Genomic DNA, 23757 nt, shown 5'->3' on the forward strand with positions numbered 1-23757 from the left:
GATGGCGACAGTTGACGACGCCGCGGTAGTGGTTCGCGACGGAGAGCTGGTCGTGTATCCGACGGAGACAGTGTACGGTCTCGGCGCGGACGCGCTCGACGCTGCTGCCGTCGAACGGGTGTTCGACGCGAAGGGCCGCGAGCGTGACAAGCCAGTGTCGATGGCCGTCCCCGACATCGAGTCCGCACGCGAGTATACGCGGCTGAGCGAGCGTGAGCGGGCGTTCATGCGGGAATTTCTCCCCGGTCCGGTCACTGTCGTCGTGGAGCGCCGCGACGTAGTCCCGGACGTGCTGGTCGCTGGCCGTGACCGTGTCGGTGTCCGCATCCCCGACCACGACCTCGCGCTCGAACTGCTCGCCGAGACCGGGCCGCTCACGGCCACGAGCGCTAACATCTCCGGGAACCCGAGCGCCCGTTCCGTCGACGACCTCGACGCTATCCGTGAGCGTGCTGCCGTCGTCCTTGACGCCGGTGAGACCGACGGTGGGACCGGGTCGACGGTCGTGAACGTCGACAGCGAGACGATTCATCGCCGCGGCGCACGCGCCGACGCCGTCGAGTCGTGGCTCGAAGACCGGGACTGACACCCGGCGCTGTCCGGGTGGCTGTCCGCCTTAGCGTAGCATTGACCGTAGCGACCGCGTTTTCACCCCGCAGTCGTCGCTGAACTCACAGGGCTTGCACTTGGCGTCGTTTCGCACCCGCCCCGGCGGCCCGTCGATGCTGTCGGCGGTTCTGACCGCGCGACGGTAGGTCCCTGCTCGCCGCGCGTTCACCTCGATTCGCCGGATGTCGCCGTAGGCCGGGTACTCGGCGTAGGCGATGTCGACGTCACGCTCGCGCTCCCAGGAGAGTGCCTTCGCGGCGGCGACCAGCCGCACGGTCTGGGGCTCCCAGACACCGTTCTCTGGCGGCCGACCGGCGAACACGAGCGACGGCGCGGGGCCGTCCTGCCCGGCGACGATCTTGTGTGCGATCCCGCGGGCGTCCTTGCCTTCGAGATACGCGTCGGTCCCAGCAGGGGCGACCAGCGCGTCCCAGTCAGCCAGCCGCTCTCGAAGCCCTCTGAGTCGATCACGGTACTCGTCCGGCCCCACTTCGATGGGGGCTGCCAGCAGGGCGGCGTCGTCGGTCAGCAGCCGCTCGTACTCCCGTGCGAGTCGGCGAACCGACTCGATTTCGTCGGGAATCTCGCTTGCGCCATCGCGGCGGCGATAATAGAGCTTCCGCGGACAGTAGGCGGCCGTTTCCAGTTCCCTGAACGTGTGGGTTGACATGGGCCGCCATGGTCGTGTTCTCCCACAAGAAGGTTCGGCGCACCGCCGGCTGTTGAAACAACTGTGCAGTTAGCTACCTTTACCGCGACTGGAAACAACTACAAAAGGTATCCGAGAGTTACATTGACACGTCAGCGCCGGAGTCAAGCGAATCAATGTCTTCAGTGGCCTCGTCAAGGCCGTCATCGCGGAGACCGGCGGCGTGCTGTGTCGACAGGCCAGCGTCGGTGAGTACATCTTCGAACTGGCTCTGGAATCGGTGGGAAACGCGACGAGCGGCGTCCTGTGCGGCGACGACACGCCGGTAGTGGGCGGCCCGGGACTCGCCGATATTGAACTCGGCTGCGAGTTCGGCGACGGACGGGTCGTTGTCGGCGACGCGACGGCGGAACTCGGCGAGGTCAAACGGTGCCTCTGTGTCCGCATCGCGGAGGAGGTGCAGGTCGAGTCGGCCCTCGACCACGTCAGGCTCGTCCATGCCGATCTCGGCCGCGATAGCTCCGTCGTCGCTCCCCTCGTAGAACAGTCGGACCACTGTCACCAGGGCCTCGTCAGTGAGTTCGGTTTGGAACTCATATCGCTCGCGCATCCGCGCGATGACATCACCGAGTCGATCCGCGACACCGGCCTCGTCGGTATCGGCCAGGGACCCTCTCGACGCCTCCTGAGACTCCGTCACAGCTTCCTCGCCGGAGACGTCCATGAAGATGTCACGGAGTTCTTCGGTCTTCTCGTCCATCGAACATGAAACTACTTCTCAGAAGGCATATATCTGTCGGATGGACAACGTAACGCAGCGGAAACTTTCAACGATTTCCTAATTCTCGCAAGACTGCACCGGGGCGTGGCAAGATTTAAGCGGACACAAAGCACGTGTTAGCGTATGTCATCTATACTCCAGACGACCACGCGCCCGACGTTCTGGCGTATCGGCGGCGTGGGAAAGGCGCTGTTCTACTATCTGGCAGCGCTCGCCGTCATCGTCTTTCTGTACGGTGTGTACAACCGCGTCACCCGCTATGCCAAGGGCAGCGAGGACCCCTTCGAGCGACTGGACGACCTGCCCCAGCGGACGGTTGCGGCGGCGCAGTTAGCGCTGTCAAACCGGAAGCAGTTGGACCGCGACACCGTCGCTGGCGTGATGCACGCGTTCGTCGTCTGGGGGTTTCTGACGCTGCTCATCGGAACGACGATTCTGGGTATCGATATCGACCTCTATCGGCCGCTGACCGGTGAATCATTCTTCGTCGGCCAGTTCTACCTCTCCTATTCGTTTGTCATGGACGCGATGGGGCTGTTGTTCGTCGTCGGCGTCGGCGTCGCGCTGTGGCGACGCTACGGCCGCAAGCTGGACCGCCTCCACGACCGCCACACCTCCCGTGAGGATGACCTGTTTCTCGGCTCGTTGTTCGTGCTGGGTGTCGGCGGCTACCTCACGGAAGGCATTCGAATTCTCGGCACGTCGACGGTCCGGGACGTTTCTTTCGAGACGGTGAGCTTCGTCGGCTGGTCAGTCAAAGAAGTACTTGTCATGGCCGGGATGACACCGGAGATGGCAGCGGGCGCGTACCCATTTGTCTGGTGGAGCCACTCGCTCGTCGCGCTGTGGTTCGTCGCCTGGATCCCCTACGCGAAGCCGTTCCACATGCTCTCGTCGTTTGCCAACCTCGTCGCCCGCGACGAGAAAGCAGGCGTGCGACTGCCCGGCGTGCCAAGCGATGCAAGTCCCGATGAGATCGGCCCCAGCGACATCGACGACTTCTCCTGGAAACAGTTGCTCGACCACGACGCCTGCACCAAGTGTGGCCGGTGTTCGTCCGTCTGTCCGGCAAAAGCCTCCGGGCGGCCGCTGGACCCGCGAAACGTCATTCTGGACCTGAAACGCTACCGCGAAGAACGCGACGCCGGCGGCGAGGACGTGCCTATCGTCGCCGACGGCGGCACCTCGGTCATCGACGCCCATACGATGGAGTCCTGCATGTCCTGTATGGCCTGTATGGACGCCTGCCCGGTCGACATCGAACACGTCACGCAGTTCACCGAGATGAACCGCCGGCTCACCGAGGCTGGCGAGATGGATGAACACGTTCAGGACGCGATGATGAACGTGTTCCAGCACGGCAACACCTTCGGCGACCCCGAGCGTGCCCGGCCGGACTGGGCCGACGACCTCGATTTCGAGGTGCCGGACGCCCGCGACGAGGCGGTCGAATACCTCTGGTACGTCGGCGACTACCCCAGCTACGACGAGCGCAATCAGAAGATAGCGCGCGCGCTGGCTCGCGTCTTCGAGGCCGCCGGTGTCGATTACGGCATCCTCTACGAGGCCGAGCAGACCGACGGTAACGACGTGCGCCGCGTCGGCGAGGAGGGCCTCTACGAGATGCTCGTCGAGGACAACGCCGAGGCGATTCTGGACTGTGAGTTCGGGTCCATCGTCACGACGGACCCCCACGCCTACAACACGTTCATGAACGAGTACCCCGAGTTCGAGGCCTGCGAATGGGGCGAAGACGACGTGTTCCACTACACGCAGGTCGTCGCCGATCTCGCAAGTGGCGGCGCGCTCGGCCTCTCCGGGACCGAACTTGACTACACGGTCACGTACCACGACCCGTGCCACCTCGGGCGGTACAACGGCGAATTCGAAGCCCCGCGGGACCTCATCCGCGCGACCGGGGCCGACCTCCACGAGATGCCGCGCAACAGGGACGACTCCTTCTGCTGTGGCGGTGGCGGTGGCGGCCTCTGGATGGACCTCGAAGAGGAGACGAAACCCAGCGAGGAACGCCTCCGCGAGGCCCTCGAAGACACCGAGGCAGGCGCGGCGGTCGAGAAGTTCGTCGTCGCCTGCCCGATGTGCATGACGATGTACGAGGATGGGCGCAAGACCGGTGGGTACGAGGACGACCTCGAAATCGTCGGCGTGACCGAGTTGCTTGCTGAAGCGGTCGGCGAAGAGAGAGTCTGATCGCCCGGATATAAATTTCCAAGTAGCTGAAACGAAAAGGACGGCTATGGCCCTCCTTCTAGTGGCAGGATTACCCGGCGCAACGGAACTCATCGTCATGGTGATGGTACTAGCGGTGTACATCGGACTGCCAGCCGCCGGCATGATACTCATCTATAACTTTCTCGACGGCAAACGCGGCTACGAGAAACGCATTTCCGAACTCGAACGCCAGGTCGAGACACTCGAATCCGAGCTATCCGATGAGTAACGACCGACTCGGTAGCTTCTGTTTGTTGACTTCCTGTCGCAGATGTGAACGCCCCATGATCGCTGTCGGCGTGACCGAACTGCTGACGTAAGCGGCCAACAGGGCCCGGCTCACAGCCGTTCGCAGACCTGTTTTCCGCTCACCACCTCCGGGATTATCACCTCGTCCGCCCCGACGCGGCGGGCCACGGTCTCGTCCTGCTGATCGCCGGCTCGAACGATAAGCCGGACCGTGGGCGCGAGCTGGCTCGCCAGCACCGCTATCTGGATGTTTGCGTTCGTGTCGTCGATTGCGCCGATGACCGTATCGGCTCGCTTGACACCTGCATCTGTCAGCGCGTCCTCACGGCTCGCGTCGGCCTCCAGCGCGAGATGCCCGTCGTCAAGTGCCCGTTCGTACTGTTCCGGCTGCTGTTCGATAACGACTACTCGGGAGTCTGTGTCGCCTATCTGCTCCGCGACGGTCTGTCCGAACGTCCCGTAGCCACAGACGACGACGTGGTCGTCTAGGTCCTCGATTTGCTGTGCGATGTGCATGCGTGTGAGTTCCGTCTGAATCTGGCCACCGAAGGCCGCCGACAGCGCTGTCTCACCAGTCCACAGACCGGCGACGACGAGACCGGTCAGCACTACGATGGCGTAGCCTTTGACCAGCCTCGCAGGCCCGTCGTGGCTCTGAAAGTGGAGTTCGATGCTCGTGGGGTCGAGCAGCCAGAACAGCGCGTTGACGACGCCGACGCCGCCGAACGTGACAAAACCGGCCACGCCAGCGACGACCAGCCCGACGAACGCGAGAACCGGTTTCAAGAGTTGCCGGAGCAACGACCGGTCCGTGTCTGCACTGCTGTCACTGCGTTCCATTGCTGTAGCTGTCTACCGAAAGTCGCGGCACAGCGCCGCCGAAAGCGACGCTGACGTGGTTCGCCGCCGAGCTCAGTCTGTCGACGTCTCGGCGGGGGATGTCTGTGGCTCCTCGACGGACGCTACGTCGCCGCGGTCTGTGTCCGGCACACGGCTTCGGTTCGGGTAGACCCGCTTGACACAGTCAGTGCAATTGGTGACAAGTACCATGCTTTTCATTTGCCGGACCGAGTATATGTATGTTGTCGGAATATGGCTAAACGAGATATAATGTCATTATACACCACTGCCAGACAGTCGGCACAGAGCAGGCTGGCACTATTGGGGCCGATGTCCACGTGCGCGTTCCAGCCAAACCCTTAACGCCGCCAGACTCTCACAGCGAGATAATGGAGGTCGCACTGCTCACTGTCGGTGACGAACTGCTCGCTGGCGACACGGAGAACACGAACGCGTCGTGGCTGGGCCGCCAGCTCACGGCCGCGGGAGCCACCGTCACCCGCGTCCTGACTATTCCTGACGACGAAGCGGTCATCGCCGACGCCGTGGCGCGGTATCACGACGCCTTCGACGCGGTCATCGTCACCGGTGGCATCGGCGGGACGCCCGACGACATCACGAAGGCCGCCGTAGCGCGGGCGTTCGACCGCGACCTCGTCGTTCCCGACGACGTGCGGGCACATCTCGAAGCGAAGGCTGAGCGCTTTGCCGACGACAACCCCGAGATGGTGGACCGGTACGACATGGATCTTGACCTCGACGCGTGGGCCTCGGTTCCCGAGGGTGGGCAGGCATTGCTGACGGACGAGAGCTTCGCCGCCGGCTGTGTTATCGACCGTGTATACGTCCTGCCGGGCATCCCTGAAGAACTGAAAGCGATGTACGAGACCATCGCCGACGAGTTCGACGGCGACCGGACGACAGAGACGATTCACACGCCTGCACCCGAGGGCGCATTGGTCACCCACATCACGGCGGCCCGCGAGCAGTTCGAGGTGGCTGTCGGGAGCTATCCGCGCAAGGACGACACGCCGGGACGGGTGAAGATTACCGGCGACGACCCGGCGACCGTCGCCGACGCGGCGGCCTGGCTCCGCAAGCACATCGAGACGGAGTAGGTCGGTAAGCGGTGGGTTCATGCCGGCCACGGACTGAAATGGCGGTATGAACCTGACACAGCGCCCCCGCCGCCTGCGAACCGACGGCGTACGACCGCTGGTGCGTGAAACGGAGGTCACAGCGTCGGACCTCATCGCCCCGGTGTTCGTCGACGCGACGACCGACGAGCGCGTCCCCATCGAGACGATGCCGGGCCACGAGCGCGTCCCCGTTGCGGACGCCGTGGATCGCGTCAAAGAAGTTCTCGAAACCGGCGTCGAAGCAGTGATGCTGTTCGGCGTCCCGGAGTCAAAAGACGAACGCGGGAGCCGTGCCTGGGCTGAGGACGGCGTCGTGCAAGAGGCGACCCGCCAGATTACCAGCGAAACCGACGCTTACGTCATCACGGACGTGTGCCTCTGTGAGTACACCGACCATGGCCACTGTGGCGTCCTCGAAGACGACGCGGCCGAGGACCCCCGGCTGACGGTGCGCAACGACGAGACGCTCGACCTGCTGGGGAAAATCGCCGCGAGCCACGCCGCGGCCGGAGCCGACATGGTCGCGCCGTCGGGGATGATCGACGGCATGGTCGGCGCGATCCGGGAGGCACTGGACGCACAGGGCGATACCGACGTGCCCATCATGAGCTACGCCGCCAAGTACGAGTCGGCCTTCTACGGCCCGTTCCGGGACGCCGCCGACGGTGCGCCGGCCTTCGGCGACCGGCGGCACTACCAGATGGACCCCGCAAACGCACGCGAGGCCCGCCGCGAGGTCGACCTCGACGTCGAACAGGGCGCAGACGTGCTGATGGTCAAGCCCGCTCTGCCGTATCTGGATATCGTCAAGGAGGTCCGGGAGTCCTACGACCACCCCGTTGCCGCCTATAACGTCTCCGGCGAGTACGCGATGTTACACGCCGCCGCCGAGAAGGGCTGGCTCGACCTCGAAGCGGTCGCCTACGAGTCGCTGCTGTCCATCAAGCGGGCCGGTGCAGACCTGATTCTGACTTACTTCGCAGAGGACCTCGCGGACGAACTCTGAGCGGGACCAGTCCATGGGTGTACCCGTTCGAACCGCGCCCGTGGAGCGTTCCAGCGAGCGACAGGTCCCTAACCTATTCATGTGCCAGGGGCGGAGTGGCCGTATGCAGCGACAGTCCCTCCTCGTGGCGGTTGTCGCCGCGATTGCGCTGCTGTCGTTCAGCGTCGGGGCCGCGAGCCTGGACGCTGCTACCAGGTCCGATCAAGCGGAGATGACCCGGGACGACAGCGAGATTGACAACCCAGACGGACAGGGCCTCAGCGACCCGCCAGGAAGCATCGATCCGCCCGAAAGCGAGAACGGCGCTCGGGCGCTGCTGCCGAGTGTCCCCGCCCCGGCGGTCGGTGCGCTCGCCGTCGGCCTTGCGGTCGGGCTCGCGGTCCTGTGGCGACTGGCCGGCCAGAGTCGGACAATCGACGAGGCGGGCGGCGAGACGACGGCCGTCGCAACGGCGGAATCCGCGAGGAGTCCGTCGCATAACGCTGCTGAGATCGATATCCCGCTCACAAACGACGTGTACCGCGCGTGGGCTGCCCTCGAAAACGCAGTGGCCCCAGAAGGCAGTTCCTCGACGCCACAGGACATCGAGGCGGACGCGACAGCTGCCGGTGCCGACCCCGACGCCGTGGCCTCGCTACGGTCGGTGTTCGAGCGAGTCCGTTACGGCCGAGACCAGCCGGACGCAGATCTGGAATCGCAGGCCCGCAAGGCGCTGGAACAAGCGACCGACGATACGGACGACATCGTGACGAATCCTGACGATATCGAAGACGAATCGGGAACGGAGGCCGAGACGTGACGCTGCGCCGGGTTCCGCTAGCGCTCGGCCTCGTCGCGACAGCCGTCGGCGTCGGCCTCGCCGCTCTCGGCGCGCCACTGTTGCCCGCCGGCGCTGTCTCGGACCTCCCAATCCTCGCCGCCGCCGTTTTCGCTGGCGGTGTCGCGCTGCTGGCGCTCCTCGTCCGCTCCCTCGACAGCGACCGCGGGATGGCGCTCCCGGACACTGACAGCCAGTACGTCACGGTCCCCGGCGACGAAATTGACGAAGCGCTTGATGCTGGGGCCGGACAAGAAGCCATCCGGCAGCGCGTCGAGGGAGTCGCAGTCACCGTCCTCCAGCGTGACGGCTTCTCGCCCGAGGAGGCAAAGTCGGCGCTGCGCTCGGGCGCGTGGACGGACAGGGAGCCGGCTCAGGAACTGTTCGACGGCACGCCGATATCGTTCCGGGCGCGGCTGTCCGGGTGGCTCTCGGGTACCCCTCCGTTCCAACGGCGTGTCGCCCACGCAACGGCCGAACTCCGACGGCGCGACGAGGAGCGATGAGCGAGGTCCACCGAACCGGCCGCTGGTTCGGGCTGGCCGGGGCCGCGCTAGTCGCCGTCGGGGTCGGACTCGTGGGGCAGGTCCCAGCGCTCGTGTTGCTGGGTGGGCTCGGTGTCACGCTGAGCGCGTACGACCGGGTCGCCGTCCCACCGGCGGCGAACGTGACGATACAGCGGTCGATCACACCGACCGAGCCGGCGCTAGGTGAGCGGGTGACCGTCGCGCTCACCGTCCGAAATGACGGATCGCAGACGATTCCGGACCTCCGGCTCGCCGACGGCGTCCCGGATTCCGTCCGCGTCGTCGAGGGGTCGGCGTCGCTGGGGACGGCGCTGCGCCCCGGCGCGTCGACGACAATTACCTACGAGATCACCGGTGGAACAGACCGGTGCGTGTTCGACCCGGCGACAGTCGTCGTCAGGGACGTGGTCGGCGTCGTCGCCCGACGAACGTCCGTCACGGCCGAACCCGACACCGTCACCTGGGAGCAGCCGGCCAGTTCAGCCCTGTTGCCGCTGGTCCCGGCGGTTGCCCGCCGGCCCGGGACGGTTCCCGTCGACGAGGGCGGCGAGGGAGTCTCCTTCTATGCAGTCAGGGAGCACCGCTCGAACGACCCGCTCTCGCGCGTCGACTGGAACCAGTACGCCCGCACCGGCGACCTGCGGACCGTCGAGTTTCGCCGCGAACAGTCGGCGACGGTCGTCGTGGTCGTCGACGCCCGATCAGCCGCCGCGCTGGCCCCGCGACCGGATGCCGAGACGGCAATCGAGCGGTCCACAATGGCCGCCGTCGCGCTCGTCGAGGGGCTCCCGGAGGACGGCCACGAGGTCGGCGTCGCGGCGTACTCGCCACATGACGCGTGGCTCGCACCGGGTACGAGCGCCGCACACCAGCAACAGGCCCGGGACCTGCTCAGGACCGACCGCGCGTTCGCCGCAACGTCAGTCACCCGAACACCGGATACGACGAAACTCATCGCACAGTTGCCGACAGCGGCGAACGTTGTCTTCCTCGGCCCGCTGTGTGACGACGACAGCGAGGCGCTGGTCCAGCGACTCGCCGCCACCGGCCATCCAGTGACGGTCCTGAGCCCCGACCCGACCGCGACAGATACGGCAGGCCACCGGCTGGCGCGGCTCGAACGCCGCGAACGCCTCCGTCGGTTGCGAGCCGCTGGCATCGCCGTCCACGACTGGCCCGCGGCGGAGCCGCTGGAACGAGTCACCGAACGGGTCCAGCGGGGTGGCCAATGATTGCGCGAACTGGAGCCGTCTGCGGCGGTGCGGCGCTGGCGGCGGGCGTTGTGACGCTGTTCGTCGCCGGTATCAGCGCCGTCTCGACTGCCGCCGCCCTCGTCGGCGTCGTGCTGCTCGCTGGCGGCCAACTGATTCAGTCCGGCCGGCTGGTCGACCTCGCCAGCGCGTCGCTGTTTCTGGCGCTACTGGTAGCCGCGCTTCAGGGGGCAACGACAACGACAGTGCTGGTCGCCGGCGGCGCAACGGTGCTGGCCTGGACGTTTGCCCATGCAGCTATCGACCTGTACGCGGACCTCGGAACAGCACCCGGGACGCCCGTCGAACTCACCCACGTCGCGGGGACGACGGGGCTAGTCGGGGGGAGCGTTGTGGTGACGACGCTGCTCTTCCAGATTGACGTGCCGCCGCTGTCGCCGCTGGCGCTGGCAAGCGTCGTGCTGGGCGCAATCGCACTCACCGCGGCGCTCAGGCGATAGCGGTCGAGGCTGTTCCGGTCACGGCCGGCTGTGGCTACTGGGACAGGGTACTTCTGAGAGCGTCGCAATGACTACCGCGTCGGCTCAGCCGCTGATTCCGGGGCATCGAGCACCGTAAGCACATCCTCGGTATCGGCGTCGGATAGTGGGAACCGGAGCGAGACAGTCGTCCACCCATCGGTTCGGTCGTACTCGATGCCGCCGCCAGCCGTCTCGGCGACCCACCGGGCGAGCCAGATACCGAGGCCGCTCCCGTGCTGGAGGTTCGTGATGTCCGCGTCCTCGAACACGACGGCCCGCTCGGCGGCGGGAATACCGGGGCCGTCGTCGAGAACACGGACGAACGCGTCGCCGTTGGCCTGTTCGGCTGTGATTCGGACGGCCGTACCCGGCAGTGTGTGTTCGACTGCGTTCTCGACAAGATTGTCGACGGCGTCGTAGACGGCCGTCCCACCAGTGACAGGGAGTGTGCTCGGGAGTGCCGTTTCGACCGGTGCATCCGGGCGATAGCTATCAGCGACAGACCGGGCCAGTGCCGCCGCATCGACCGGCTGGTCGGCGTCCACATCGAGCGCGGTTTCGACGCTCCGGGCCTTCTCGCTGACGGCGGCGAGGCGGTCAGCCGCGTCGAGGGCGCGGGACGCGGCCAGCGAGACAGACGAATCGGCTGCGTGGGCACGGACGTATTCGGACGTCCCGAACATGACAGAAAGCTCGTTCCGGAGATTGTGTCGCAGGACGCGATGGAGAACACGGAGCCGTCGCTTTTGCCGCCGGCTGTCCGTTACATCCGTGTACATCGCGAAGCCACAGCGGCGGCCGTCGGCCGTGTCGTACGGGACACCGCGGTAGATGAACTCGCGGCAACCGTCGGCTGTTTCCCGGGAGACGACAGCGTAGTTGACTTCGCCGGCGGCCGTCCGCTGGTCGTAGTTGACCGCCTCTTCAACGCGGTCGCCGGGAACGATGTACTCGTTGAGGGGTTCGCCGACGATTTCCTCGCGGTCGTATCCGAAAGTCTCGACGAACGCGGGATTGACCGTCCGCACAATCGGGACAAAATTGACGATTTCGAAGCCGACGACCGCGTCTTGGATGAGGTCGAACAGGTGCTGAAACGGGTCGGCTGTCTCGGCCGTTTGGCAGAGCGAGCCGACCACGGACCCGTCGTCCGCGGTCGTAAGTTCAAGCGTAACCGGACGAGAGCGCTCGCTCTGGCGCAGTGTGACCTGGCAGGTCCGTGTCACCTGGTCTGAAGCACTACTGACGGCCTGTCTGGCTGCGGTCAGTGTCTCGCGATCCTCGGCTGCGACCAGCGCGTCGATGGGTGTGCCGACAAGTTCGGCAGGTGTTCGGTCGAGCAGTGCAGCGAACTCATCCGTCGCAAAGGTGAACCGACCAATGTCATCGATACCGAACATCAGTTGTCTCTGAGCTGGAGGAAGGGTGGGCCCGACAACCGAGAGACCGACTGTTTCGTCCCCACAGTGCCACGCGGCGAGGCCGTGAGCGTCAGGTACTCGCGACCGTCAGTCTGTGTCAGCGTGAGTTCCTGATCGGCAGCACCCGAGTAGAACGCCGCGAGCGTGGCCGGGACCGCGTCGTCGTCGATGACGTTGACCACTGTGTCGTGGGGTTCGAAGACACCGTCGTCGTTCTCGTACCGGGCCTCTCTTGCAGCCTGTTCGCCCATCAGCTGTATTTCTCCCTGAATGTTCCCGACGATAACCAGCGGGGCGTCCCGTCTGGTCGCCGTCGTCTCGTTGGCAGTGGCAAGCGAGGTCCGTTCGAGGTCGAACACGTTGTATCGGGCATCCCAGTTGCCGAACATATCGAGGATGAACAGGGCGTCGTCGTCGAGCGCGTCTTCGAGCGAGTGGTCGGTCGCCGCGAACGCGGCGGCCAGCGTCGACCGGTCCAGTGACGGCGGCGGCGTCAGCGAGACGGCCCGGCCGGCGGCGACAGCCGTCGCGCATAGTTGCGCAACGACCCCGTCGACCTGGGTCCCGTCAGCGTATCGGAAGACAGCCTGGCCGCCCATGACGAGACCGCCGCCACAGAGGTCGTCAAGGCCGTCGATACCGGTCGAGACTGTCGGCGCGTCCGCCAGTCGGTTCTGCCGGTCGGCTTCTGCAGCGGCGAGCACGTCGTCGATCTCGTCCAGCATCGCGGTCTGCTCCGAGCGAGCGGCACGTATCTCGGAGAGGTCGTCTTCGATAGCAGCGGCGCGGTCCGACACCGTCTCACACCGCTGGGCGACCGCTTCGCTCGTCGTCGCCTGCTCGTCGGTCGCCGCCGAGACGGATGCGATGCCGTCGGCCGTTTCCGCGACGGTGTCCGCCACGTCGTCGAGGCGAGCCATCGCCGTGCTGACCTGCTCGGCCCCGGTATCGATACCGTCGATAGCTTCGTCGAGTTGGGCAACGGTGTCGTCGGTGGCGTCCCGAACCGCAGCCAGCGTCGTCTCGATTTCCTCAGCCTGCTGTTGGGACTCCTCGGCGAGTCCCTTGATTTCGTCTGCAACGACGGCGAACCCGTCCGTATCGGTGGTGCCGCTTGCCCGCGCTGCCTCTATCGAGGCGTTCAGCGCGAGCATGTTCGTCTGGTCGGCAATGCGGTCGATGCCGGCCAGCGCATCGGCGATACGGTCGACCTGGTCCTGCAGGGCGGCCACCTCTGTGGCGACCGCCTGGCCCAGTTCGCGGACCTCGTCCATCGACTCGATGGCGTCGGCTGCGGCCTCCCGACCATCGTTTGCCGCATCCGTTGCCCGCTGGCTCTGCTCGCTGACCTCGGTCGCAGTCGCAGCGATTTCTTCGATTGTAGCCGAAAGCGACGACACCTCATCGGCGATCCACTGTGCGTCGGTCGCCTGTGCCGTTGCACGGTCGTCAATTGCCGCGAGCTGCTCGCCGACAGTCACCGACGCCGCCTGAACGACATCGAGTGCCCCCTGTGCGTTCGCGACTGCCCGTTCCTCTGTCACGGCCGTCGACTGGTCCGGAACGGAGGGGTAGTGGTCCGAAGCCATAATCAGCTATGAACCCTCCGAAGCATAATCGACTTGTACAGTTTATCGGCATATTGTGCCACGTCTCCCCACTGTTTTCCGGACATTTATACTAAATCCGAATCTGTGATCGCGAGGTATAACCCTGTTGTCGCTGGCAACACCCGCCAGCCGAGAGCGCGCGCAAGCAAAAACGGCCTATTTGGCCCCCTGCGGCCGGAACCGGGGTCGACAAACGTCCAAAATCCCAGTGTGCATATACGGACTTTCTTTACGGAGAACAACCTTATATCCATAATATCATACCATAATCTGGACGGTCGTCTACCACACCCCCTCTAATTTCCGTATTCATAAAGGCAAACCTTATGTAGTGCTGTTACCAGACCCTTTCTCGTGAAAGAGTTGAAGAAGTTGAGCCAGACTGGGGGAAAGTTGGACATGCAGACGGCAGTCGATAACAAAACGAAACAGGTGAACTAGAAATGAGCTACACTGCACTACAAGTAGATCCGACCGTACTCGCAGAGGGGGTTAACCTGCTGTGGGTCCTAGTGGTATCGTTCCTGATCTTCTTCATGCACGCGGGCTTCGCCATGCTTGAGGCGGGCCAGGTGCGCTCGAAGAACGTCGCGAACCAGCTAACGAAGAACCTTCTGACCTGGTCGGTCGGTGTGACGGTGTTCTTCCTGATCGGCTCAGGAATCAGTGCGCTGGTCGGCGGTAGCGGGTTCTCGCCTGCCTTCGGTGCCGGGGCCGCAAACGACTACGTCGGCTGGCTGTTCGGTGCCGTCTTCGCGATGACGGCGGCGACCATCGTCTCCGGTGCGGTCGCCGGACGAGCCAAGCTCCGCGCCTACATCACCTACACGTTCCTGCTGGCGGCGGTCATCTACCCCGTCGTCACCGGGATCACGTGGGCCGGCGCGTACATTAGCTTCGGCGGCGAGGCGTTCCACGACTTCGCTGGCGGGATGATCGTCCACGGCATGGGCGGCATCGCGGGCCTCACGGCAGCGTACGTCCTCGGCCCACGCATGGGTCGGTACAACGAGGATGGCTCCGCAAATGTCATCCCGGGCCACTCACTGACCTTCGCCGTTCTAGGAACGCTCATCCTCGCGTTTGGCTGGTACGGTTTCAACGTCGGTACGGCAGCGACCGTCTTCGTCGTTGAGGACGGATCGCTTGCCCTCGGTGCGTTCGCAACGGTTGGCCGTGTCGCGATGACGACGACTATCGCGATGGCCTGTGGTGCGATGGGTGCCGGACTGGTCGCGTGGCTGAAGACCGGGAAGGTCGACACCCTATACGTGGCAAACGGTCTGCTGGCCGGGCTGGTCGGTATCACGGCGATCCCCGACACCACGACGTGGTGGGGCGCAATCATCGTCGGTGCCCTCGCAGGCGGACAGCTGCCGGTCGTGTTCAGCTTCATCGAGAACCGAATGAAAATCGACGACGTCTGTGCCGTCTTCCCGGTCCACGGTAGCGCCGGTGTGCTCGGCACGCTGTTGTTCCCGTTCGTCGCCACGCCCGGAACGGTCGGGTCGGTCGCTAACGCCTTCATCGCACAGCTGATCGGCGTCGTCGCCATCGCGGGCTGGACGATTGTCGCAACCGGGGTCGTCTGGTACGCGCTCAAACTGGCCGGTCAGGCCCGGGTTACGCCCGAACACGAGCAGGAAGGGCTGGATGTCAGCGAACACGGCGTCGAGACCTACCCCGAGTTCGGTGGTGGCGAGAGCGTTGTCGCCGATGGTGGTAAAGTGAGCCCGAGCATGCATACTGACGGAGGTTCCCAAGATGACTGAAACCGACGACTCAGAGATCAAGATGGTAGTGGCAATGGTTCGACCGGACAAACTCGGCGACGTAAAGAAGGCGCTGGCTGAGGTCGGCGCACCCTCGCTGACGGTGACGAACGTGTCCGGCCGCGGCTCACAGCCCGCAAAGAAGGGGCAGTGGCGCGGCGAGGAGTACGTCGTTGACCTGCATCAGAAGGTCAAAGTCGAGACGGTGGTTGCCGACATCCCCGCAAAGGATGTCGTCGATGCCATCGCCGACGGTGCCCACACCGGCGAGAAAGGTGACGGCAAGATATTCGTCCTCCCCGTGGACAACGCCTACCAGGTCCGAACCGGCAAAGAAGGCCCAGAGGCAGTCTGAGCGGACGAGATGGTCGATGATACCGACAGACAGGTAGTGAACGCACTGCTCCAGGACGGCCGGGCGAGCGCCCGTGATGTCGCCGCTGCAACCGGCATCGCGGCGACCACGGTGTCACGCCGGATGGACGACCTGGAGGCGACCGGTGTGATCGACGAATACACCGTCGACATCGATTACGGGGCGCTGGGCTACGACGTGACTGCCGTGTTCCAGCTCTCCGTCGAGGGCGACGGGCTCGGACGGGTGGTGGACCAGTTACGTGATCGACGCGAAATGGTCGCGGTTTACGAAGTGACCGGCGACCACGATATCGTGGCCGTCGGGAAGTTCACCGACACGCAGTCGATGAACGAACGGATAAAAACGCTGCTGACCGACGAGGATATCCGATCCGCCTCAACGTCAGTCGTACTGAACACGGTGTGTGAGCACGAACAGTTCCCGGTCGGCGGAACTGACGCCTGAGCCGACGCCATCTGTTTTCCGACTGCAATCACAGCAGTGAGTAGCGTCTCGTGGCGGTTTGGAGGTCTAGTGATCGATGAAGCAAGGTTTAATTACAGCAGTAGTAATATATTTTTCATCATGGATTGGGATACGCGGGGGGTAACAGTGACGCGACGAGAGCTACTCGGGGCCGTCGGAGCGAGTTCGCTTGCCGGACTCGCTGGCTGTGGCGGGGACGGTCGCGCCACGACGCCGACAAGCAGTACAGAGTACGCGAATCAGCCGGTCGACGACAATCAAGTGACGATTGGACTCACAATCCCGCAGTCAGGACCGTTCTCGCCGGTTGGGACCGGCCAGCAGCGCGGCTTCGAGCTGGCCATCGACCACCTCAACGAGGGCGGCGGCTGGGTTGACACCGATGCGTGGCAGGCACTGTCCGGGGGCGGAATTCTCGGCCGGACAGTCGAGAGCGTCATAGCTGACACGGAGTCCAGTTCGGAAACAGCCCGGGACGTGGCGGAGACGCTAGTCGAGCAGGACGGGGCCGTGATGGTCGCTGGCGGCGGGTCGACGAACACGGCCCGAGAGCTGCTCAAGTACTGTCCGACCCGCGGCGTGGTCCATATGCTCGGGTTCGCGCCAGGGACGAACGTCACGGGTATCGGCTGCTCGCGATACGGGTTTCAGGAGATGCACAACAGCCGGATGGCCGCCAACGCGCTGGTCCCGGTGTTGACCGAGCGGTCCGAAGGGCGAACGGAGTTCTACCAGTTGTACGCCAGTTCCGATTTCGGCTTCACACAATCCGAGCAGTTCAGGCGCCGGTTTCAGTCGGAGAACTGGAGCGAGATGAGCAAGACGAAGACACGGGTCGGAACGGAGAACTTCAGGCCACAGTTGCGGGAGGCCGTGGACGCTGACGTCGATGCCATCGTGTTGTCCTACCGCGGGCGCGACGCGGTCACTGCGCTGAACCAGGCGAAGGACATCGTTCCAGAAGAGATGGGTATTGTCATGCCGATTGTGAGCCGGCAACTTGCCCGCGATGCCGGTGCCGACATGGCCGGTGTCGTCGGTACCATTTCGTGGGATTACAGCATCGATACGCCACTTTCAACAGCATTCACGGAGTCGTTCAATGCGGCGTATGCCGCCGCCGAGGCCCGAGTCCCGTCGGATCAAGCCCGACTGGCCTACGCACAGATGCTCCAGTACGCCGCGGCCGTCGAGCGGGCCGGGACGTTCGAGCCGCCGGCCGTCATCCGTGAAATCGAAGATACCACGTACCAGGCCGGACGCGGCGAGGCGACGCTACGGGCATGCGATCACCAGTCTATGGGGCCCGTTCCCGTCGTCGAGGGCTCCAGTCAAGGTCCCGAAGTACTCGACGTCATCGAGATTTCGACTGACGTCGGGTACGGCTGCGAGGAGTATCCGGCAAGCGAGTGTACTGACCTGGGGCCGTACGAACCCGAGACAGCCGACAGCTGACGGGCGGTGGCGTTAAGCCGCTTGCGACGTTCCAGAAGATATGGGCTTGAAAGTGGACGTGCGGAAGCTGGACCTTTTCAATCAGATGGCAAAAGAGGGGTCTGGGACAGTCGCGGAGAACCTCGGTCAGTTGACCGGGCTCGACGCGACAGTTCGGACCTCACAGATCAATTTTCTCGACATCGAAGACGTCAAAACACACATCGGCGACGACAAGGGCGTCGGCATTTATGTCGAACTGAACGAACCGCCCTACGGCTACGTCCTGTTTCTGCTCGAACCGGCCGACAGCAAGCAGATGGCCAGCGCGATGATGGGTGGCATGGGTGAGCCAAGCGAGGGCGAGGGGTTCTCCGACATGGAACGGTCGGCGATGCAGGAGATCGGCAACATCATGACCTCCGCGTTCATCGACGGGTGGGCCAACGTGCTGGAGACGACCATTGATATGGGGACACCGAACTTCGTGTTCGGCCCGGCCGACGGCATCATCGACGAGATGGGTGGCTGGCCGGACTCTGATCTAGTGTTCGTCGTCGACTCGCGTATCACTGTCGACGACGGTGACCTCGGGATGACCGTGTACACGTTCCCCGAACTAGAGGACCTCGTCGCGCTGATTCAGGATATCGACCTCGACACCGACGTGGCGGTAGACACCGAAGCCAGCGATATTCTTGACTGACAGCGGCACCCTATCTCTGCACCCCCTGTTCACCGCGTGGCCAGAGTAGATCTGATCGCCGATCGGACAGCCTGCGGTCCGTCGACACCCGATACCAGCTCCGCCTATGCTAATTGGTTACCCATTTCTATTGAAATAAGTATTATATATATTTATCATCAAAACAGCTGGTATGGGATTGGAAAAAGGGGGAGAGGCAGTTGACAGGCGGTCCGTACTACAGATTGCCGGTGGAGTCGGTAGCGCGGGGCTTGCCGGGCTAGCGGGGTGCCAAGGCGGAGGATCGAGAGCCGAAAACACACCGGAGCACCCACCGCTCGGGAACTATCCGGTCGACGGCGACGCGGTCACGCTCGGCTTCAATGTGCCACAGTCCGGGACCTACGCCGCCGAAGGGCGCGACGAACTCCGAGGGTATGAGCTCGCTGTCACGCACCTCAACGAGGGCGGCGGCTGGGTCGGACAGGGTTCCTTTGACGTACTCAGCGGCGATGGCGTGCTCGGAAAGACCGTCGAGTACGTCACTGCAGACACGGAGACGAAGCCGGATGTCGCGACGGCCAATGCAAAGGAGATGATCGAGCAGGACGACGTCGTCATGTTTTCCGGCGGCTCATCCAGTTCCGTCGCCATCGCTCAGCAGGAGGTTGCACAGGCCCAGAAAGTTCCGTATATGTGTTGTCTGACACACTCGAACGACACGACAGGGACGGACTGTGTCCGCTACAGCTTCCGGGAGATGTTCAACGCGTACATGACCGCACAAGCGCTGCTTCCGGTACTCAAGGAACGGTTTGGCCGGGACGCCCAGTACGTCCAGATCTACGCGGACTACAACTGGGGGCAAACGATGGAGTCGTCAATCCGTGATTTCTTCACGTCGAGTGGCTGGGTCGAACTCACAAGCATCCCGACACGTCTCGGGACGACGAACTACGAGGAACCGCTCAAACAGGCCCGGGACGCCGGTGCGGAGGTCGTCTTCCTTGACCACTACGGACTTGACGCCGCGAACTCACTGACAAAGGCGCAGGAAATTCTTCCTGACGAGGTGGGGATTGTGGTGCCGCTGTACAACCGTATCGTGGCGCAGAACGCCTCGAAAGCACTCGACGGTGTCGTCGGGACAGTTGCGTGGGATACCAGCATCTCGTCTGACCTCTCCAATGCGTTCAAGAACGCCTTCACCGCCGAGCACGGGAACGCACAGCGACCCTCCGGCGTGGCCCATCTGGCCTACGCACAGACGCTCCAGTACGCTGCGGCCGTCGAGCGGGCCGGCACGTTCTACCCGCCAGCAGTTATCCGAGAGCTGGAAGACCACGAATACTCGGTCGGGCTGGGTAGCCAGACGATGCGGAGCTGTGACCATCAGGCCCAGCGTGGCGTGCCGGTGGTCGAAGGGCTTCCCGAATCCGAGCAGTCACTCGGTCGGTTTTACGACCTGCTCAGGGTTACGAAAGCGGTCGGATACGACTGTGACGGCGGCCCGGCCGTCGAATGCGAACTCGGAGAGTATGGGGACTAGAGCCGGATCTCAGCGATGCTGAGTAACGGCAAAATACGGCATACGGAGAACCGAGCGGGGACATGGACACGAGCAGTCCCCAGTTGTCAGAGGCAGACGGACGCGCCCTGAGACGGGCGCGTCACGTCGGCACATCCGGCCGTTCGGAGCCGGGGCCGCGTTACTCCAGTAGCTCCGGTGCCGCGTCGTATGCCACCCCCTCAGCCGCGGATTCCGACTGGTCGTCGCTGGCGTAGTCGGTCGAACAGTCTGTCTCAGCCATAGTCAGTCGTCCGCCGAAATCGGCTGGCCCTCGGCGTCTGTCGGGGCCGGGCTGTCGCCGTCGTCGAAGGGATACCACGACTGCTTGCCGTCGGCCAGGCACGGGTCGGTGTATCCCTCGACCTCTTCCGGTTCGGCCAATTCGACGATCGTCTCGTGACCGGTGGCGTCGACCCACTCCCGGAACGTCTGGCCCTCCGAGCGGAGCGCGGCGTAGGCCTCGACGATGTTGGCGATCATCCCCGGGACTTCGTCTGCGGGGACGCGCTGGCGGACCCACTCGATGAACGTCGGCTCCGCGCCGATGCCGCCGCCGACACCGATATCGACGGCTTCGACCATCTGGCCGTCCTTGCGAGCGCGCATCCCCTGTAAGCCGATGTCGGCCGTCATCGCCTGGCCGCAGTCGGCCGTACAGCCCGAGAAGTGCATCTTGATGCGGTCAACGTCATCGGGCATGTCGACGTTGTCACCGAGCCAGCGGAGCAGGCGGGCCATCCGCGCTTTCGTCTCTGTGAGCGCCAGCGAGCAGAACTCCGTCCCGGTGCAGGCCATCGCCCCCTGAACGAACGGGTTCGGTTCGGGCGAGTGTTTGTCCAGTAGCGGCTCGTTGAGGAGATTCGAGAGGTTCCCGTCGGGCACGTCCATGATGAGCGGGTTCTGTCGGCGGGTCAGGCGTACTTCGCCGGAGCCGTAGGCATCAGCGAGGTCCGCCAGCTCGATGGTGTCCTCGGCGGAGAGCCGGCCCACGGGTACCGAGAGCCCGACGTAGTTCTTGTCGTCTTGCTGGTCGTAGACACCGACGTGATCGTGAGCCCCGTGTTCGGTCGCCTTGCCGGCGTTATACGTGTACTCCCCACGGAAGTCGGTGCCAGCGGTCTCGAACTCGAAACCAAGCCGTTCGTCGAGTTCTTCGCGGATGGCGTCAGTCCCGTGTTCATCGACAAAAAAGCGCGCGCGGTTCTTCGAGCGGTTCTGACGGTTGCCCGCCTCGTGGTAATACTCAACGAAAGCCCGGACTGTCTCGACGGCGTGTTCGGGCCGGATGAACAGGTCAAGCGGACGGGCCTCGCGGGGTTCGCGACCGCCAAGGCCGCCGCCGACGCGGACGTTGAACCCCTCTACCTCCTCGCCACCGATGAACTTGTGGGCTGGCTCCAGCCCGATATCGTTGATGCTGTCCTGAGCACACCCCTGCTTGCACCCCGTCACCGAAATGTTGAATTTCCGGGGCATGTTGGCCAGGTCGTCGTCGTCGCGGATGGTCTCCTGAATCTCGTCGAGAATCGGGCGGGACTCGACGAACTCCTCAGCCTTGCCGGCGACCGGACAACCGGAGATATTTCGCATTGTATCCCCACCCGCCGAGCGTGAGGAGACGCCGACGGCTTCGAGTTTCTCCCAGATTTCCGGGATGTCTTCGAGTTTGAGCCAGTGCAGTTGGATGGACTGTCGCGTCGTGAAGTCAATCCAGCCGTTTCCGAACTCAGGGTTTTCGGCTGGTCCCTTCGCGTAGTCGCGGGCAACTTCGCCGATAGCCCGGAGTTGGTCGGGCTTCAAAACGCCGCCACAATTTGTCAGCCGCATCATGAAATACGACTCCTGGCCGCCGCGGTGGTGGAACACGCCCCAGAACTTGAACCGCGAGAACCACTTCTCGCGTTCGTCCTCGGGAATCGATTCCCAGCCACTCTCAGCGAACTCCTCTAGTTTCTCCCGTACCTCGTCACCGTACAGCTCCGCCTTGTACTCCTCTTTTTTATGTGCCATCTTCGATCACCCTCTCTCTTGATATATGTGGTTTTTTATCACTCATAAGCATCTGAATGTCCGCTAATTTACGTCTAATTACTCAGCTTGGTGACTTATAACACTAATCGTTAAAGAAGTAAAGAGTGAGGGTGAGTTCGACAACAGCCGTCCAGAATTATACCGTCTGGGAGGTGTTTAAAGAGGTTATACACCACATAGACAGAACGGACGAAACCGCAGTACGGCAAGCGACTGACTCGTCGAGAGCCAGAGTTGTCTTTCGGAGAAACTCTCCGAAGACAGGTCACCGGATCGGGCTGGACCCGTAGAACTGGGGTGTCGGTCGCGCGTGCGCTGAACCGGACCAGACGGACGCGACACGCAACGTAGCGGCTGTAGTAGCGAACGCGCGTGAAGTAAACGAGAGACCGTAAGAGGCGTCAGTCGTCGCCGGAGGCGACAGTCGGGCCGTCCTGCGTACTTCCGACGAACCCGGCCGTGTTCGCGATTTTGGCGATTTCCGGTCGGAACACCCACGCCGACAGGACGACGATGGGTATCATGGTGACAGCGGCTACGGAGTACCCCAGGTGGAGGTTCGCCAGCCACGGCGCGGAGTAGAACAGCGGGTAGACGATCCCACCGACAGTGCCGACGCCGCCGACGACCCCCGCAACCGAACCAGAGTCGTTGGGGAACATCGCAGGCACCTGCGCGAAGATAGCGCCCTCAGCCCAGGCACAGCCCGTGCCCACGAGGAAGCCGATGACGACAGCGTTCAACAGCACCCCAGAGAGGCCGGCCAGCGTCATGGCGAACATCATCACCACAATGAAACAGAGCCCGAGGAACGTCCACTGTCCGCGGTACTGGCCCTTGAAGAACGGCAGGATGTTCTTTTCTTTGCGGGCCAGCAGGTCGCTGCCGTAGCCACCGAACGGCCGGAGCAGCCCCGCGGCAATCGAGAAGGTCGCGGCGAAGGTGCTTGCGATGACGAGGTTGTCCTGATTGAACGCCTCACGATAGTAAGTAGCGAGCCACCCGTTCATCGACAGTTCCAGACCGAACGACATGATGTACGCGGCGGCGAGGACGACAGTGCCGTACCGCGTGGCCGTGTGCAGCCAGCCTTTGAAGTTGGTGTTCTCTTTGGTCGCCTGTCGTTTTGCATCGGTCTTCGCGGCCTCGCCGAGCGTGTAGTAGGCGATTGCGAGGAGAATAGAGACGATACCGGTGTAGAAGAACGCGGCTCGCCAGTTGGTCGAGAACAGCGGGCCGCTCCAGCCGGAACCGAACACGCGGGGGAGAATCAGTGCGCCGCCGGCGGCCCCGGCGTTCCCGACGCCGGCATAAATACCCTCAGCCAGACCGAGATTCTCTTCCTCGAACCACTCGGCGACGTGCTGGATGCCGATGACGAACGTGATGCCGGCCGTCGCCACGATGAGTCGCAACACGAAGAACACGGAGTAGTCCTGTGCGAAGGCGCTCCCGATCGAGAACACGCCGACGTAGGCCAGCACGATGGCGAAGATAGCCGGCGCGCCGAACTTATCCGAGAGCCAGCCGGTGAGCATCCGGCCGAATGGCGCCATCCAGATGGCCGAGCTCGCCAGAATACCGATCTCCGCCGTCGACAGTCCGAACTCCTCGGCCATTGGACCGGTGAACGGCGCGAACGAGAACCAAATAAGGAACGAGAAATTGAAGCCGATGGTCGCCAACAGTAGCGTCCGGTACTTCGTCATCTTGATCAGTCCCATGCCGACACCCCAGTTACGGACCGCGCGTTATCTACGTCCATTACCGAAATTTTGTCCACCAATTCGATTTTATTTTGGATGTGTG

Annotated in this window: 23 protein-coding genes; 15 read left to right on the forward strand and 8 right to left on the reverse strand. The window is 63.7% G+C overall.

Annotation, left to right across the window (positions count from 1 at the left end):
- Position 1 precedes the first annotated feature (1 nt).
- Positions 2-586: an L-threonylcarbamoyladenylate synthase gene (locus RBH20_RS14610; RefSeq protein WP_306709844.1), complete on the forward strand. Its 585-nt coding sequence runs from the start codon at positions 2-4 to the stop codon at positions 584-586.
- Between the two features lie 30 nt (positions 587-616).
- Here RBH20_RS14610 and RBH20_RS14615 read toward each other — a convergent pair whose 3' ends face one another.
- Both RBH20_RS14615 and RBH20_RS14620 read right to left on the reverse strand, forming a co-directional pair.
- Complete coding sequence (locus RBH20_RS14615; protein ID WP_306709846.1) at positions 617-1279, reverse strand: hypothetical protein; 663 nt, start codon at positions 1277-1279, stop codon at positions 617-619.
- Positions 1280-1397: 118 nt separating this feature from the next.
- Positions 1398-2018, reverse strand: coding sequence for a conditioned medium-induced protein 4 (locus tag RBH20_RS14620; RefSeq protein ID WP_306709848.1), 621 nt, complete (start codon positions 2016-2018; stop codon positions 1398-1400).
- A gap of 144 nt (positions 2019-2162) precedes the next feature.
- Between RBH20_RS14620 and RBH20_RS14625 the strand changes: the two genes are divergently transcribed.
- Together RBH20_RS14625 and RBH20_RS14630 are read left to right on the forward strand one after the other, a co-directional pair.
- Positions 2163-4250, forward strand: coding sequence for a (Fe-S)-binding protein (locus RBH20_RS14625; RefSeq protein ID WP_306709850.1), 2088 nt, complete (start codon positions 2163-2165; stop codon positions 4248-4250).
- A gap of 46 nt (positions 4251-4296) precedes the next feature.
- Entirely contained in the window at positions 4297-4500 is a 204-nt protein-coding gene (locus RBH20_RS14630) for a hypothetical protein (protein WP_306709852.1), read from the forward strand.
- A 110-nt stretch (positions 4501-4610) separates the two neighbouring features.
- Here RBH20_RS14630 and RBH20_RS14635 read toward each other — a convergent pair whose 3' ends face one another.
- Together RBH20_RS14635 and RBH20_RS14640 are read right to left on the reverse strand one after the other, a co-directional pair.
- Positions 4611-5360 carry a TrkA family potassium uptake protein gene (locus RBH20_RS14635; protein ID WP_306709854.1) on the reverse strand — a complete coding sequence of 250 codons (750 nt, stop codon included), beginning with the start codon at positions 5358-5360 and terminating at the stop codon, positions 4611-4613.
- Between the two features lie 72 nt (positions 5361-5432).
- Positions 5433-5570 carry a hypothetical protein gene (locus RBH20_RS14640; RefSeq protein ID WP_306709856.1) on the reverse strand — a complete coding sequence of 46 codons (138 nt, stop codon included), beginning with the start codon at positions 5568-5570 and terminating at the stop codon, positions 5433-5435.
- Between the two features lie 179 nt (positions 5571-5749).
- On the opposite strand from RBH20_RS14640, the gene RBH20_RS14645 reads away from it, so the two are divergent.
- The 6 genes from RBH20_RS14645 (at position 5750) to RBH20_RS14670 (ending at position 10560) form a co-directional block, all read left to right on the forward strand.
- Positions 5750-6478, forward strand: coding sequence for a competence/damage-inducible protein A (locus RBH20_RS14645; RefSeq protein WP_306709858.1), 729 nt, complete (start codon positions 5750-5752; stop codon positions 6476-6478).
- A 46-nt stretch (positions 6479-6524) separates the two neighbouring features.
- On the forward strand, positions 6525-7505 hold the full coding sequence (gene hemB / locus RBH20_RS14650; protein ID WP_306709860.1) for a porphobilinogen synthase: 981 nt from the start codon (positions 6525-6527) through the stop codon (positions 7503-7505).
- A 103-nt stretch (positions 7506-7608) separates the two neighbouring features.
- Positions 7609-8304: a DUF4129 domain-containing protein gene (locus RBH20_RS14655; RefSeq protein WP_306709862.1), complete on the forward strand. Its 696-nt coding sequence runs from the start codon at positions 7609-7611 to the stop codon at positions 8302-8304.
- Positions 8301-8828, forward strand: a complete 528-nt coding sequence (locus tag RBH20_RS14660; RefSeq protein WP_306709864.1) for a hypothetical protein — start codon at positions 8301-8303, stop codon at positions 8826-8828. Before RBH20_RS14655 ends, RBH20_RS14660 begins: the two co-directional genes overlap by 4 nt.
- Positions 8825-10081, forward strand: coding sequence for a DUF58 domain-containing protein (locus RBH20_RS14665; protein ID WP_306709866.1), 1257 nt, complete (start codon positions 8825-8827; stop codon positions 10079-10081). The genes RBH20_RS14660 and RBH20_RS14665 overlap by 4 nt, the downstream gene beginning before the upstream one ends.
- Positions 10078-10560, forward strand: coding sequence for a hypothetical protein (locus RBH20_RS14670; protein WP_306709868.1), 483 nt, complete (start codon positions 10078-10080; stop codon positions 10558-10560). The genes RBH20_RS14665 and RBH20_RS14670 overlap by 4 nt, the downstream gene beginning before the upstream one ends.
- A 71-nt stretch (positions 10561-10631) precedes the next feature.
- Here the strand turns inward: RBH20_RS14670 and RBH20_RS14675 are convergent, their stop codons facing one another.
- Together RBH20_RS14675 and RBH20_RS14680 are read right to left on the reverse strand one after the other, a co-directional pair.
- On the reverse strand, positions 10632-11981 hold the full coding sequence (locus tag RBH20_RS14675; RefSeq protein WP_306709870.1) for an ATP-binding protein: 1350 nt from the start codon (positions 11979-11981) through the stop codon (positions 10632-10634).
- A complete protein-coding gene (locus tag RBH20_RS14680) occupies positions 11981-13591 on the reverse strand; it encodes a methyl-accepting chemotaxis protein (RefSeq protein ID WP_306709872.1) in 1611 nt (536 codons plus the stop codon). The genes RBH20_RS14675 and RBH20_RS14680 overlap by 1 nt, the downstream gene beginning before the upstream one ends.
- Positions 13592-14055: 464 nt before the next feature.
- On the opposite strand from RBH20_RS14680, the gene RBH20_RS14685 reads away from it, so the two are divergent.
- From RBH20_RS14685 to RBH20_RS14710, 6 genes are all read left to right on the forward strand, one after another.
- Positions 14056-15384 (forward strand): ammonium transporter, encoded by a 1329-nt coding sequence (locus tag RBH20_RS14685; RefSeq protein WP_306709875.1) that lies wholly within the window; start codon positions 14056-14058, stop codon positions 15382-15384.
- On the forward strand, positions 15377-15739 hold the full coding sequence (locus RBH20_RS14690) for a P-II family nitrogen regulator (RefSeq protein WP_005536890.1): 363 nt from the start codon (positions 15377-15379) through the stop codon (positions 15737-15739). The genes RBH20_RS14685 and RBH20_RS14690 overlap by 8 nt, the downstream gene beginning before the upstream one ends.
- Positions 15740-15748: 9 nt before the next feature.
- The gene (gene lrp / locus RBH20_RS14695; protein WP_306709878.1) at positions 15749-16207 is read left to right on the forward strand and encodes an HTH-type transcriptional regulator Lrp; all 459 of its coding nucleotides are present in this window, start codon (positions 15749-15751) and stop codon (positions 16205-16207) included.
- 120 nt (positions 16208-16327) lie between these two features.
- Complete coding sequence (locus RBH20_RS14700) at positions 16328-17683, forward strand: substrate-binding protein (protein WP_306709880.1); 1356 nt, start codon at positions 16328-16330, stop codon at positions 17681-17683.
- A gap of 40 nt (positions 17684-17723) precedes the next feature.
- Positions 17724-18368 (forward strand): chemotaxis protein CheC, encoded by a 645-nt coding sequence (locus RBH20_RS14705; protein WP_306709882.1) that lies wholly within the window; start codon positions 17724-17726, stop codon positions 18366-18368.
- Positions 18369-18540: 172 nt separating this feature from the next.
- On the forward strand, positions 18541-19896 hold the full coding sequence (locus RBH20_RS14710; RefSeq protein ID WP_306709884.1) for a substrate-binding protein: 1356 nt from the start codon (positions 18541-18543) through the stop codon (positions 19894-19896).
- A 264-nt stretch (positions 19897-20160) separates the two neighbouring features.
- Here RBH20_RS14710 and RBH20_RS14715 read toward each other — a convergent pair whose 3' ends face one another.
- Both RBH20_RS14715 and RBH20_RS14720 read right to left on the reverse strand, forming a co-directional pair.
- Entirely contained in the window at positions 20161-21927 is a 1767-nt protein-coding gene (locus RBH20_RS14715; RefSeq protein ID WP_306709886.1) for a nitrite/sulfite reductase, read from the reverse strand.
- A 422-nt stretch (positions 21928-22349) separates the two neighbouring features.
- A complete protein-coding gene (locus tag RBH20_RS14720; RefSeq protein WP_306709889.1) occupies positions 22350-23672 on the reverse strand; it encodes an MFS transporter in 1323 nt (440 codons plus the stop codon).
- Between the last annotated feature and the right edge of the window lie 85 nt (positions 23673-23757).

The sequence above is a fragment of the Haloarcula sp. H-GB4 genome, assembly GCF_030848575.1.
Taxonomy (GTDB): Archaea; Halobacteriota; Halobacteria; order Halobacteriales; family Haloarculaceae; genus Haloarcula.